The sequence below is a fragment of the Methylotenera sp. L2L1 genome (genome assembly GCF_000744605.1).
GTDB lineage: Bacteria > Pseudomonadota > Gammaproteobacteria > Burkholderiales > Methylophilaceae > Methylotenera.
In genome coordinates this window covers 728582-742558 of record NZ_JQMG01000001.1, presented here as the reverse complement: position 1 = coordinate 742558, position 13977 = coordinate 728582, and the positions used below count along the sequence as shown (strand labels likewise).

General features: G+C 44.5%; 12 protein-coding genes. 4 read left to right on the top strand and 8 right to left on the bottom strand.

Going from position 1 to position 13977, the window contains the following annotated elements; translation table 11 throughout:
* Window positions 1-14: 14 nt before the first annotated feature.
* The 5 genes from FG24_RS12380 to ampD form a co-directional block, all read right to left on the bottom strand.
* Entirely contained in the window at window positions 15-1067 is a 1053-nt protein-coding gene (locus FG24_RS12380; RefSeq protein ID WP_051901415.1) for a M48 family metallopeptidase, read from the bottom strand.
* Between the two features lie 10 nt (window positions 1068-1077).
* Window positions 1078-2376: a YjgN family protein gene (locus FG24_RS03535; protein ID WP_036301082.1), complete on the bottom strand. Its 1299-nt coding sequence runs from the start codon at window positions 2374-2376 to the stop codon at window positions 1078-1080.
* 236 nt (window positions 2377-2612) lie between these two features.
* On the bottom strand, window positions 2613-5768 hold the full coding sequence (locus tag FG24_RS03530) for an efflux RND transporter permease subunit (RefSeq protein ID WP_036301080.1): 3156 nt from the start codon (window positions 5766-5768) through the stop codon (window positions 2613-2615).
* Window positions 5769-5787: 19 nt separating this feature from the next.
* Window positions 5788-6885 (bottom strand): efflux RND transporter periplasmic adaptor subunit, encoded by a 1098-nt coding sequence (locus tag FG24_RS03525; RefSeq protein ID WP_036301078.1) that lies wholly within the window; start codon window positions 6883-6885, stop codon window positions 5788-5790.
* A gap of 13 nt (window positions 6886-6898) precedes the next feature.
* Entirely contained in the window at window positions 6899-7441 is a 543-nt protein-coding gene (gene ampD, locus FG24_RS03520) for a 1,6-anhydro-N-acetylmuramyl-L-alanine amidase AmpD (protein ID WP_036301075.1), read from the bottom strand.
* Between the two features lie 76 nt (window positions 7442-7517).
* Here ampD and FG24_RS03515 point away from each other — a divergent pair, with 76 nt between their 5' ends.
* Window positions 7518-8519 (top strand): sodium:calcium antiporter, encoded by a 1002-nt coding sequence (locus FG24_RS03515; protein WP_036301072.1) that lies wholly within the window; start codon window positions 7518-7520, stop codon window positions 8517-8519.
* Between the two features lie 68 nt (window positions 8520-8587).
* Here the strand turns inward: FG24_RS03515 and FG24_RS03510 are convergent, their stop codons facing one another.
* The 3 genes from FG24_RS03510 to FG24_RS03500 are packed head-to-tail and all read right to left on the bottom strand — an operon-like array spanning window position 8588 to window position 11904.
* Complete coding sequence (locus tag FG24_RS03510) at window positions 8588-9985, bottom strand: sigma-54-dependent transcriptional regulator (protein WP_036301069.1); 1398 nt, start codon at window positions 9983-9985, stop codon at window positions 8588-8590.
* Between the two features lie 31 nt (window positions 9986-10016).
* The gene (locus FG24_RS03505) at window positions 10017-11621 is read right to left on the bottom strand and encodes a two-component system sensor histidine kinase NtrB (protein WP_036301066.1); all 1605 of its coding nucleotides are present in this window, start codon (window positions 11619-11621) and stop codon (window positions 10017-10019) included.
* 49 nt (window positions 11622-11670) lie between these two features.
* A complete protein-coding gene (locus FG24_RS03500; RefSeq protein WP_036301063.1) occupies window positions 11671-11904 on the bottom strand; it encodes a PP0621 family protein in 234 nt (77 codons plus the stop codon).
* A 337-nt stretch (window positions 11905-12241) separates the two neighbouring features.
* Here FG24_RS03500 and FG24_RS03495 point away from each other — a divergent pair, with 337 nt between their 5' ends.
* The 3 genes from FG24_RS03495 to FG24_RS03485 are packed head-to-tail and all read left to right on the top strand — an operon-like array spanning window position 12242 to window position 13734.
* Window positions 12242-12838: an RNA polymerase sigma factor gene (locus FG24_RS03495; RefSeq protein WP_036301060.1), complete on the top strand. Its 597-nt coding sequence runs from the start codon at window positions 12242-12244 to the stop codon at window positions 12836-12838.
* A gap of 24 nt (window positions 12839-12862) precedes the next feature.
* Window positions 12863-13309: a DUF3619 family protein gene (locus FG24_RS03490; RefSeq protein ID WP_036301058.1), complete on the top strand. Its 447-nt coding sequence runs from the start codon at window positions 12863-12865 to the stop codon at window positions 13307-13309.
* Entirely contained in the window at window positions 13291-13734 is a 444-nt protein-coding gene (locus FG24_RS03485) for a DUF3106 domain-containing protein (RefSeq protein WP_036301056.1), read from the top strand. Before FG24_RS03490 ends, FG24_RS03485 begins: the two co-directional genes overlap by 19 nt.
* Window positions 13735-13977: the final 243 nt, after the last annotated feature.

Genomic DNA, 13977 nt, shown 5'->3' with positions numbered 1-13977 from the left:
ATTCAGCTATATGATTAGCTGTGCGGATGCTCACATTGATGCTGTTTGCTTAAAAAAGGCATAACCCGCTCTTTGGTGTTCGGGTGCGATGAAATCATTTCAGGTGCAGTTGTGCCGCCATGACTTTTTTCTAGTTTTAATAACAAAGACGCAAATGACTGTGTTGGTATGCATGCCGCTCTAAGCGAGGTAAGTGCGTAGTGGTCTGCATCCACTTCTAGGTCACGTGAGTAACTCATGTTGAGCATCAGTGCAGGTAGGCCCGCTGCAATGCTGCTTACATCACCCGTGATGGCAATCACAATGATGCCCGAGATGGTGCCTTGTAACGTTTGTCTTAACGCATGACGGCCTTTTACGTGGCCTAGTTCATGGGCGAGTACGGCAATAATTTCGTTGTTATCTTTAGCCAGCGCAACTAACTCATCGGTCATGATTAAATAGCCGCCAGGTAATGCAAATGCATTAGCGCCAATGGTAGGGCTTTTTCTAAAGTTGAGCTGGTAGTCTGGGCAATCACCAGTTTTTAAGCACAAATCTTTTAATGCTGATTCGATGGCTGCTTTTTTTGCGTCCGATAGTTCGGAGGGGGTGAAATACCCCAGTTGATGATCTAAGGCCGCTAGTGTTTGTTTACCCAGGTCTTTTTCAATACTTGGAGGTGTTGCTAACGCTGCAAATTTTGCGGCTACTGGCACGCCATATTTCAATAGTAACAAGCTTGATAGCACGATGCCGATGAGCGCAATGATGATTACCAATAAGTGTGATTCAGCATAGTGAATTGTGCGCCAAAACAGGTGGGCCGATTTTCTTGGTAGATGTTGTTCTATGTCCTGAAAGTCAGTTTCCAGTCGGCTACTATCTGGTAAATCGATGAGGCGCCGTCCTCTGCCCAGCTTGGCTTGAATGTGGCAATCTTTAATGAAAAAAATGTGGCTGGTGGGTGATGCGCTGTCACTGCTAGCCATAGTCACATTAAAAGTAAATGCGTTATCCGTGATGCTCACCAGCACCCGCTGTGCACGGGGGCTGATGCCATCAAAATAGTCTGCATCAAACTGCATGAGTTGCGTACTAACCAAAAGAAAGATCTACATCAAACATTTCGGCAATTTCTTCGCCCATGGCGCGTGACATTTCTTTTTTCTCACCCACAAATTTATCCCAGTCTGTTTCGCCAGTTAAGACTAGTCGCTCAGCACGATAACGTGCCATTCTGATTTGGGCCCAAGGCGTGGCTAAACCTAATGTCAGAAACAGAATGATCGTATTGGAAAAATACAGCCAGACTAAGTCACGCATGCGTTGATTGCTGGTAAAGGAAATATGTTCAAGTGAGGTACCGTTCCAAATGAGATTGGTAATTCTTGATCTGATATACGCAGTGACTAAGAAAATTATGGCCATATAAAATAATGCAATACCCAGAAAAATGGCATATATCATGGGGCCTAGCATCGCAGCATACGGACCAAACATTTTTTCAATAGGGTTTTCTTTTTTTACATGCTCACCAGCATGAGATTCGGCACTTTGGGATTCAGTATCTTGTATTTGTGCTTCGTATGCTTTCATTTGCGCTTCAAATTCAGCACGGTCCTCTGGGCTTAAGTCTTTCAGGTAGTCTGCTGTGGATTGCGTTTCTGCTGTATCAGCTACTTTAATAAAACCATCTTCTGTCGCAGTGGACTGGGCTTGTAGTGAGTGTTGATTAATGCTAACAGTGTCATGTTTGTGATGGCTAGCCAAACTACTTACACCTAGGTATATCGCTAAACTAATCGCCAATATAACAGCGGCTAGTTTTAGGTAAACCATGTAAAAGTCTTTCACTAGCGCTTGCATTTGAAACCGGCTCAGGCCGAACTTATGATGGTTGAAAGCAAACTGATTAACGCGCTGTGCAACAAACGGTAAAGCAAGCCCTAATGTGATCACTACTAAGATTGGATACACAATAAACGCGAGAGCCGCCTGCAGATAGCTGCCATCAAAGTCAAATCTTAAGCCGCGGTGACTGGAGTTGCGCGCATTAAACATGAGGCCGCGTATTACGATCCACGGCAAAGCAAATAAAAATGCGACTAATAGAATACCTGCTGCAATTGGGCTAAAGCCGGCAAACACTTGATAGAGCACAAACAGCACCACTGCGATGATGCGTCCTTTAAGAATCGCAATCGGGCTTGCATGATAATCAAAGCCCACACTGTCAATCAGCGTGTTGTTGTAGAAATATTTATTCCGACGTACTTTTGCCCATGCAGAATAAATACCTAAGGTGACGATGGACAGCAGTAAGTTGACGATCCAAATACCAAAGTACTCACCTGCTCTGCCTGTAAATACAACAGGCGTTTGACGATTTGACATTGATGCTCCCTTATTGATTATTTTTTATAGTGGACACATGCTTAATCTGTTGATTAAAGCGATCACTTTCATAAGCAAGTAATACAAATGGCCGTCAAATAGTAGCACTCAACTTATTGAAGGGTAAAGGTAAATGACGCTAATTAATGAGAATTTACATTCTCAGTGTGTGCTGGCATCGCGGGGTTAAACACTACAACTTAAACAGGATGGTTGCGATGCCAGAATTGATATCTTTAAGTGTTTTGTGCTGTAGGGTGATGGCTGGTGTGACGCTGGCTAATCCAGCCGATGAGCAGGGAGTAAGCCGCGGGGACAACCACCAGCGTCAGCAGTGTGGATGAAATCATCCCGCCTATAATCGCAACTGAGAGCGGCTTGTTGGTTTCTGAGCCGGCACCTAAACCCATCGCCGCGGGAAGCAGCGCTAAAATGATGGTGAGTGAAGTCATTAATACTGGGCGTAGACGCACCGGACAAGCTTCGCTCAACGCCGCATTAATATGCGCTTTGTTAATTATTTCGCCACTTTCTCTCACTTTATCTAACAGCTGATTGGTTAAATCTACCAAGAGAATCGAGTTTTTAGCTACCAAGCCTATTAGCAGTACCAAGCCAATCATGGAGTACATATTGAGGCTATCGCCTGAAATCAGCAGTGCAATCAGGCCACCGATAATCGCCAGTGGTTGAGCCAACATCACAAGTAAAGGCTGAACGAATGAATTAAACTGGCTTGCTAGCACCATGTACAGTAAAACAAAGGCGAGTAGAAATACAAACTGTATGTTTTTAAACGTCTTACCAAACTCCTCTGCTTGGCCTGTGAGTTTTAGCGTGTATTCCGGCGGCACGATGGTAGCAGCTGCCACTTTAACTAAATTCACCGCCTCACCTAGCGGCATATTTGGGTTTGCATAAAAGTTGACGGCATATTGCAAATCATAGCGGCCAATCACGGCAGGGCCGAGCTCCTGTTTAAACTTAGCAACGGCATCAAGACGCACCAGCTCCCCACTGTCACTTCTCAGGTAAATCTTACTTAAATCCGTGACGTTCGTTAAATCTCCTTCGGTAGCTTTAATGCGCACGTCATAACGCTGGCCATCACCTACGGCTTCATTGTATTTAGCTACATTAATACCGCCGGCATATAAACTGACTGCCGTAGCAATTTCTTGAGCATTGAGTCCCAGTGTGGCGGCACGTACACGGTCTATTTGTACATCTAACTGTGGTAAATCTAGCTGTACATCTAAATCCACCCTGCCCATTTCTGGGTTATCACCTAATGATTGCTGCAATAGCTTAGAGATTCGCCCTAGTTCTTGCAGATTATTGCCGGTTAAATTGAATTGGAGTTTTTCAGAGCGTTGCCCACGCACCACGGATGCGGGTGCTGCCAGTGCGCGCGCACCAGGCACTTGTTCGAGCTCGACTTTAAGTTCTTTGATTAAGGTTTGCTGGCTTTTTGTCCTTAGTTCTTTGGGTTTTAGACGCACATTTACTCGCGCCTCATTGACTTGCCCACGAGAGCCTGTGCCTATTGATGAAAAATAACTATCTACTTCATTCGGATGATTTTTTAGTATAGCTTCAACCATCTTGAGTCTGGAATCAGTGTAATCAAGGCTGGAACCTAGTGGTGTTTTCAGGCTGATACCAAAACTACTTTCGTCAGATTCTGGTACAAAGTCTTTTTCTACATACTTAAGGGTTAGATAACCCGATGCTGCTACAAATACTGCAGTGAATATCAGCACAAAACCCCGATGCCTCAGTGTCACTTTCAGTAGTTTTTTATATTGCTCATCAAGGTAGTCTAATCCGCGCCCTGTTAGGCGGTATGCAGCATTTTCTTTATGCGTTACGCTTAAATAGCGTGAGCACAGCATAGGCGTCAGGGTGAGTGAAACGAATAGAGAAACGAGTACGCCAAATGTGACAACCACGGCGAAGGATTTAAAGAACATTCCAATCACGCCGTTCATAAAAATCACTGGCGCAAAGATACATACCAGTGATAATGACGAAGCTAGTACGGCAAACACCACTTCGTTGCTACCGTTTTTAGTGGCTTGTGAGCGAAATAAAGCCACTTTGCCAGGGTGCTTCATATCCTCAGGGCTAAGAGCTTCGCCTACTTCTCCAGACATGTGCCGCAGAATACTTTCACGCACCACAATTGCGTCATCAACCACCACACCGATCAGCAGTAATAGTGCCAGTAGTGTCATGCTATTGAATGTATAGCCGGCAAAATACATCACCGCAATCGCACCTAATAACGAGACTGGAATTTCGAGACAAATCATCACAGTGGAGCTGAATGAACGCATAAAAATCAGCACAATTAACGCTGCAAATAAGGTGCCTTCCACTAAGTGTTCTTTGAGAGAGGCCACCATTTGATTAATGAAGATGGAGTCGTTAGTCGAGATTTCTAGGCTGAGGCCAGGCGGCAGGTTGGGGCGTATATCCTGTTCAAGCCTACGCTCAACTTCTTTAATAATCTCTACCGTATTGGCATTAGCCACCTTCACCATCCCTAAACCGACAGTCGGCTTGCCATTGTATCGGGCAATTTGGCGATTGTCTGTGAGGCCATCTTCAACTTTGGCGACATCTTTTAGCCGAATTGGCACGCCATCTTTAGTGCTAATAATTAAGTTGGATAAATCGTTAATGTCATGAAATTCAAGATCGAGTTTTAATAGCTGTTCAGCTTGTGAGCTGACTAAAAACCCACCCGGTAATTGAATATGCTCGCGGTTAAAAGCGCTGATTAAGTCAGTGGCAGCAAGCTTGTAAGCGGCCATACGCTCAGGATTTACATTGACGCGAATCACCCGATCACGGCGTCCTCCGATGGACACTTCTCCCACGCCGTTAATGGTTTCAAATTTTTTCTTTAATACATTATTCGCGTAAAGGTTGAGTTGCTGGATAGTACGGTCGCCACTTAGGGCTAGCCAAATCACAGCAGAGGCATTGGTGTCTACCTTTTGAACAGAGGGCGGGTCGGTGTCGGTGGGCAGGCGGCGCAGTACTTGATTTACTTTAGACTGTACCTCGTTATAGGCAACATCGATGTCTTTATCCAAAGAAAAAGTAATGCTGATACTGGATACGCCCGGTGACGAGGATGACTGGATATGCTCAATGCCCGGCGTAGTGTTGATGGCAGATTCAATGATGCTGGTGATGCTGGTGTCAACCACATCAGGGTTAGCGCCACGTAATGTGGTCGTCACCATGATGATTGGAAAATCAATCGCAGGGAGGCGGTCTACACCAATACGGTTGTACGAGATAATGCCGAATAACACGATGACGCCAGATAACATCCAGGCCAGCACATGGCGTTTGATAGAGAGTTCAGGTAGCGTCATGGGGTAAAAGTATCAATGATTATCGTGATGTTGAGGAATTACTGGCAATTTTGACCGGTGCCTTGTCGGTTAAAAAGCCCGCGCCATCGACAACGACGACATCGTTCACGCTGACACCGTCAGTAATCTCAATCAAGCCATTTTTACGTAAACCTGTTGTGACGATCGCTTGGTAGGCGATGTTGTCTTTGACGACGTAGACGACTTGCCCAGCTGGGCGCAATATCACGCTTTGTTCCGGCACCATCATTGCAGAAGCACGCTCACCTAAAATAACACTGGCATTCACGCTGCCACCAGCTTGCCATCCTGCCACATTCTTCACATCAGCAATCACCATAATCGTGCGGTTGCTTGCCGTAATTAATGGCTTAAGTTCACGGATGACTGTTTCAACCGGGGTGTCGCTTGTCGGTGTGGTGAGTCTTAGTTTTAAGCCCGCTTTAAGTTGCGTACCGGCACGCTCTGGAAAAGGAATGTAAGCCCGTAGCAGTTTATTGGAAATGATTTGCACAATCGGGTCGCCAACATTTACATATTCTCCCGTGTCTACAATCTTACTTTCCACCACACCGTCAGTAGGGGCGAAAATTCTGGTTTTTCCAGTGCTATTGCGAATGGTACTAATCCGCGCTTTGGCCGCGACTAGTTGCTCTTTAAGTACATTTTGATCCGCTACACTGGTGTCCACAGCAGTTTGTGAAATAAATTTTTTATCGACTAAGGCCTGATTCCGAGCAACAGTCTTGGACTGATTATTCAATAGTGCTTCAATGCGTCCTACTTCCGCCTGCGCTTCCCGCTCTTGTAGATTAAATTCAGTAGGGTCTAGTGTGGCGACAAGTTGCCCTTGTTTTACCGTGTCACCAGGGCTGACATATACCTTAATGATGCGCGCAGCAACTTCTGCCTTGAGCGTTGGGTCAACCAATCCTTCAAGTGAGCCGATGCCCTCTTCCGTTATTTCAACAGGTGCATCTTGCACAGCGGAAACGGTCACCAACGTAGGTTTAGGCCCGTTTTTATTGGCTTCTTGTTTATTTTCATCATTTGCACCACATGCAAAGAGCATGCTGGCAAAAAAAGTTAATAAAGTCAGGCTAAAAATTCTTTGCATAAGTTGATTATTTTTAATGATGGTGGTGTGTTAATTTTTGCCAGTCAAAATAGGGGCCAGGGTCAGTTTTTCTGTCTGGCGCAATGTCTGAATGGCCTACTATAGCTTGAATCGGGTAGCTATTGTTGAGGCAAGTTACTAATTTATTGAGGGTTTGGTACTGGGCATCCTCAAACGCTTCGAAATCAGACCCCTCAAGCTCTATTCCGACCGAGAAATCGTTACAACGTTCGCGCGATTGCCAATTAGACTTACCCGCATGCCATGCTCGGTTCAGACATGACACAAACTGTATGAGCGTGCCGTCACGGCGGATTAGAAAATGGGCTGACACTTGATGGGTGTAAATGCCCGCATAATAAGGATGCTCATCAGGGTCTAGCTGGTTAGTAAAAAGCTCAATAATGCCATTGCCACCATATTGGCTTGGGGGTAGGCTAATGTTATGAATCACAATCAAACTAATCTCTGCATCGGGACGTGCATCAAAGTTAGGGGATGCGATTTGTTGCGCATGCGCCACGAAACCATCATTATTTATTGCGTAATTTTCCATGATTGCTAATTTTATGCTGAGTTCAGTTTAAAATGCCAACATTAATGAAGTGATGCTTCAAATAAAGGAAATTTAAATGGTGTTTTTAGAACTGTTAGTAATGCTTATTGTGATTTTGATCGCCGCAGAGGTGTTTACCAATGCGCTTGAGCATTTGGGTGAAAAGTTAGGCATTTCAGAAGGGGTGACTGGCTCTTTATTTGCGGCGGTAGGTACCGCATTGCCAGAGACCTCAGTACCTTTACTTGCATTGCTAGCCGGTACGCAAAATGCTGCAACCAATGAGGAGATTGGTGTAGGTGCTATTTTGGGTGCGCCGTTGATGTTAGCGACACTTTCTATCTGCCTTATGGCTGTTTCAGTTTGGCGCAGCCGAGGTACACAGGGGCATCTAAGACCTGAGCGTACTGGGTTAGCACGTGACCTTAACTTCTTCATTATCGCATTTAGCTTTGCGGCGATTGCCATGTTTGTACCGCATAGCTTAAGTGTTGTCCGTTATGGCTTGGGTTTTTGTATGGTGCTGATTTATTTTGTGTATGTCATGTTGACATTACGCGCATCAAAAGCGCTCGTTGACGATGGGCATGCCACTGAAGCGGGTGGCGAGATGTTTTTATGCAAGTTAGGGCTACCAAACAATACAGTCGTTATCTATATACAATTGTTCTTAGGTTTGGCCTTGCTAGTAGCTGGTGCTAAGGGCTTTATCGGTGGCGTAGAAGAAGCCTCTCATTTGCTTGGTATTTCAGCGTTGTTACTCTCTCTGTTGATTATTCCGATTGCAACCGAGCTCCCAGAAAAAGTTAATAGTATTTTATGGATACGTAAAGGTAAGGACACGCTAGCTTTTGGCAACATTACAGGTGCCATGGTGTTTCAAGGCACATTGTTACCAGCGATTGGTATCATGCTCACCCCTTGGGAACCGCGCCGTGAAGTGCTGTTAGGCATTGTATTGACACTTGTTGCTGCGATTTGGCTGCGTTATTTGGTGCAAAAAGGTGGCTTGCGTGTTTGGCACTTGTTAGTGAATGGTGCCATCTATATCACTTATCTGTTCTTGGTGTTAGCGTAAGTTATTGATTGTATTGCTGATGCTGTGCCCATCATAGGCAGGGCATCAGTTTGTTGGATTTGATGGGTTTAGTTATCTTCCGTATCACTCTCTAAGTCTAGGTCGCTGTCTTTTGTGAGACCTAGTTTCGCAAGTCGATAGCGTAAGGTGCGGAATGTAACGCCTAGCAGTTTGGCTGCAGCCGTTTTGTTATTATTAGTTTTATCTAAGGCCTGAATGATGGCCTTTTTTTCTACCTCTTCAAGGTAATCAGTCAGGTTGATATCACTGGAATGATGGCTATCAAACATCGCGTTTGAAGTATTGGTCTGCCCCTCTGGGCTTCCCTCCGTCAGTACGTCCTCAACGGTAATCGTCTGGCCATCGCATAGTGCGAGTGCGCGTTCTAACATATTCTCTAATTCGCGCACATTGCCTGGGAATGCTAGGCTTGAGATATATCCCTGTGCTTTAACGTCGATCTTAGGCGTTGTGATATGTTGAGCCTGACAGAGCTTATTGAGCAGCATTTCAGTAAGCAACGGGATATCGGCTGGGCGACTGCGTAGCGCTGGCATCTTAAGTTGAATCACGTTAAGGCGATAATACAAATCTTTTCTAAATTGACCTGCATCCATCATTTCAGTTAAGTTTTTATGTGTCGCACTAATGATGCGTACATCGACGGCCTCTTCGTTTGTACCACCGACCATCCGTACTTTCTTCTCTTGAATCGCTCTTAGTAGCTTCACCTGCATTGCAAGCGGCAAGTCAGCAACTTCGTCTAAGAATAAGGTTCCGCCATTAGCTGCTTGAAATAGGCCCTCTTTATCCTGATTTGCCCCTGTGAATGCGCCTTTTTTATATCCGAAGAATTCACTCTCCATTAAATTTTCAGGAATAGCGCCACAGTTGACTGCGATAAAGGCACCATCGGCACGCGAGCTGTTTTGGTGGATAAGTTTAGCCGCCAATTCTTTTCCGCTGCCAGATTCGCCGCTGATATAAACCGGAGCCTGACTGCGCGATACTTTTGCAATCATGGTGCGCACATATTGAATTTGTTCAGAATTGCCAATCATGCCTAAGGTATTCGGTGTGTGTTGGCCAGTCACTGCGCTTAGTTTAAGTGCAGACTCAATCACGGGACGTAACTGCTTGAGTGAGATGGGTTTGGCGAGATAGTCAAAAGCACCAGCTTTTAGTGCAGAAACAGCATTGTCTGCACTAGCGTGCGCCGTAATCACTGCAACAGGCAAGCCTAGATGAAATTCGTTAATATAGTTCACAAGGTCAAGACCACTGCCGTTCGGCATTTGCATATCCGTTAAACATAGTGCGTAAGTGCGCAGTTTGAGCATGGCCTTCGCTTCGTCTAAGCTACTCGCACTATAGGTTTCAACATCCATGCGTTCTAGCGTCATCGCTAGCAGTTCGCGAATATCGGTTTCATCATCAACAATTAAGCAGCTAGGTCTTTGTTGCATACTAAAATATGGTCCTTAATGGATTGCGGTATTAGTTGATTGTTTGTAACTTAAGTATAAATGCGCTGCCGACGTCTAGCTTTTGGTAGCTTAGGCGCGAACCGTTTGCTTCAGCAAGCTCGCGTGAAATGTAAAGGCCCAAGCCATTTCCTGTTGTTTTGGTGGTGTAAAAAGGCTCAAATAGCTTGTTGCGATTTTCTTCTGCCACGCCTTCGCCATCATCGATAACCTCTAAGTTTAAACCAGCACGTCCATTTTTTGTACAGTTTAACTTTAGGCTACCAGCCTGTTTATGGCTATGCTCCCAGCCATTTTTACACAAATTCCACAGGATTTGCATCAAATGGCGCTGGTCATAGGCAATGAATAAGGTGTCTTTAAGGGGTGCTATCTGAAAGTGTGAGGTCGGTATTTTTTCTACAGCACAAAATTGGGTGTAAAAATCGAGGATGAATTGGTTAACTGATAGCTTTTCTTGGTTGGTGCGGTCACGGCGATTGAGTTCAAGCACATCTTTAATGATTTGATCAATGCGCTGAATATTGTCCGCAATGATTTGCAGCATACGCTTATCCTGCGCGTTAAAGTCTTCTTCTTGCAGTAACTGGTTGGCATGGCTAATCGCGCTCAGTGGGTTGCGTATTTCGTGTGCAATGTTGGCTGTCAGCCTCCCAAGCGCGGCTAGTTTAGATTGTTGTGCGGCTGACTGGATTTGACTCCAGTCTTGAATAAAGATGACGGCACCATATAGACGATTATCATCGTTAATTGGCTCTAGCCTTAGTTTGAGCTCTTTATTGTTAATTGAGATGATGATATTTTCACTCATGTTCTCTGCATGCATCCAGCGTGTGAATACATGCGCGATTTCTATCGCACTATCACTAAGCTTAACGGTTTCTTCGTCATTGACTTTTGTTCGTGTAAGCAAGGGCATCGCTTGCGAATTGTGATGGCGAATATTGAGAAACTGATCAATCACAATCACGCCATCCTGCATTTCTTCAGTAATGAGCGCATTTACTTGCGCTAAGTTCTCTAGGTCAATCCCACGCGCAGAAGCCAGCGCTTCACTTTGCATGATGCGTTTGGCAAAGCTGTAACCCAGCCAGGCTGTCGCAAAACAGCTCAAACTCAGCATGACAGGCTGGCTGTACCCTGAAATTGGCAAGACCCATTTGGCTATTTGATAGCTCTGCTCAAGCAACAATCCTATTGATGCAATCGCAGCATAAAATAAAGCTAAGCGCCCGTTGCTAATTAGGCTGGCAGTGACGATGGTGATAATCAGCAATAAACCTAAACCACTTTGTATGCCGCCTGCAGCGTGCATAATGAAAATGATGAAGAATATATCAATGATGATTTGCACCGGGTTGAAAAAGACCAGCGCCGAAGACCTAATAGGTGCAACCAGCAATGAGGTGAAGCTGAACAGAGAGTATGCTAAAGACAAGCTAAAGAATAAAGACGCATCCTGAGTTTCTCCCCAGTTATCCTGACCGATATATAAGGAAAATAATACAAAAATTAAGCTTAGTATGAGCCTAAAGACATTAATAATACGAATCGTACGCGCTTGAAGAGATAGCTCATTCTGCGCTGTAAGATTTTGATAGAGCGTATTATCGTTCATCTAAATTTTGAGGCTTGGTGTAAGTTCTAAAGTTAATCGGCATTGTTAGCTATGAAGCGTCTGATTTGATATGCGCTTTGGAGCAGTAAAATTTACCGTCTACCAAAAATGCCTCAGAGCGTGGCAAGTGCACATGACATTGCTCACATTCCACCATATTCTCGACATTAGCTTCTTCCTGATTTTTTTGCGCTGGGGATTTATTTTGATTGGTGCTTAAGCCACGTTTAATCAGCTGAATCACTAACCAAATGACGATCCCCCAAAAAATTAGTTTCCACATAATGTAAAGTTACTCTTGTCTTGATAATTAAGCTTAGATTGTAACTAAAAGTGCCAGCTTCGTTTGGTTTTTAATAAATATTGGTTGATTTAAGACGCAGTGATTAAAGCACTTAAGCTAAGATTGATTCATTTAAACCTAAGATTAAATAGTTTGTAATACAGTGGGCGTATTTGGCGTTGCTATTTAAAGCTACAGTCATGGCGCGGTTTAGTTGCAAGTCTAGCTGAAAATACAAACCTGATATACTGTGTGCCTGAATATGCTACTCAATTTGAGCATGTCATTTGGTTAACAGTATAAAATACCAATCTAAATATGGCGTTTAATTTCTAACATGGCAACACCCAAGGAACTCTCTGACTTTCTCGCAGCGACAGAGCGGCGTGCATTTAAGCAGACGGCTTATGCGGTCAGAGATGATCATGCTGCGCTTGATATCGTGCAAGATGCTATGATGAAGCTTGCCGATAAATATGGCGCGCAACCTGTTTCAGAGTTTCCCATGCTGTTTCAGCGTATTTTACAAAATACGATGCGCGATTATTGGCGCAGACAAAAAGTGCGTAACCTGTGGACGACACTGCTGTCATCATTTGGGGGCAGTGCTGATGATAATGAAGACCGTGATCCACTTGATACGATAGACGTAGGGGATGACAGTGACGAGCCTTCTGTTCAAATTGCACGTAGCCAAACGATCGCATTGATAGAGCGCGCATTAGAAAAACTACCAGCACGTCAACGCGAAGCGTTTGTGCTGCGTTACTGGGAGGAGATGGACGTGGCAGAAACAGCAGAAATCATGGGATGCTCCGATGGTAGCGTTAAAACTCATTGCTCACGGGCAGTGCATGCGTTGGCTGTAGAGTTACGTAAGCAAGGCTTAGATAAGCTGGGCTTATCGAATGTTACCTTAAATGGACCTAGATAATGGCTCGAAAAATAGGAGCGAGCAATGAAAACCGATAACAACAGACATATAAATCAACAAGCATCTTTGGAAGCAAACGTTGAAGATCAAATAGCGCGCAATATTGTTGAGTTGCTAGATAGTCGCGCGCAAAAATTATCTGATGAGCACTCACTGCGTTTAGCAGAAGCACGCAGCTTGGCGATAGGCCGATTAGTGAGTCAGGAAGCGCAGTTGGCGGGAAGCCATAGATTGCACCGAAATGGTCATGCCTTACAATGGTTTGGTGGGCGTTTCGGACATTATTTTGAGCAACATCGTGTTTTTTCTACCTTATTGGTGGTGTGCGTGATGTTGTTAACTTTTTTCGCTGTACAACAGTTTAGTGTTAATCATCAAATAGAAAATAGCGATGCATTCTTGTTGGCCTCTGATTTGCCGCCTGAAGCATACGCAGACAAGGGATTTACTGCATGGCTGGATACCAATTGAAGCTTAAAGGTTTAGTTTTTGTATTCGCACTGCTAATCTCTGGCGTCTCAGTCGTTAAGGCGGCCGATGTATCGTGGGCCGAGTTGAATGATGCACAACGTAAGGTGCTAAATCCACTGGCTTCTGAGTGGGATACATTACGCCCATGGCAACGTGAGAAAATGCTGGATATTGCCAGTGACTACCCAAAGATGAATGCTGAGAAACAGGCTTTAGTTAAAAAACGCCTGACTAATTGGAGCCGAATGACGCCGTATGAGCGTGAAAATGCAAGAAAAAGGCATCAGCAATTCAATGCCTTATCCGCAGATAAGAAAAGTGAGTTACGTAAGAAATGGCTAGAGTATCAGCAACTGCCAGAATCAGAGCGTGCTAAATTGCGCGCTGAATCGCCAGATACCTATACCGATGCAGACTTGAATTAAGTGTTCGCTGCAATTCTTTAAATTAGAGCTTTGCACCAAGTAGTTTTAACCCTAAAAACTTACAAATCCGTCATCCTCGCGAAAGCGGGGATCCATCTAAATGTTTCATTAAAATTGATTCCCGCTTTCGCGGGAATGATGGGTTTTGATATTTTTATTAAAAACTGAGCTATATTCCGCTTTGTGCAAAACTCTCTAGTAATAGTTTCTGAAACCCTATTTTAAAATAGTGCTGAAATAGCC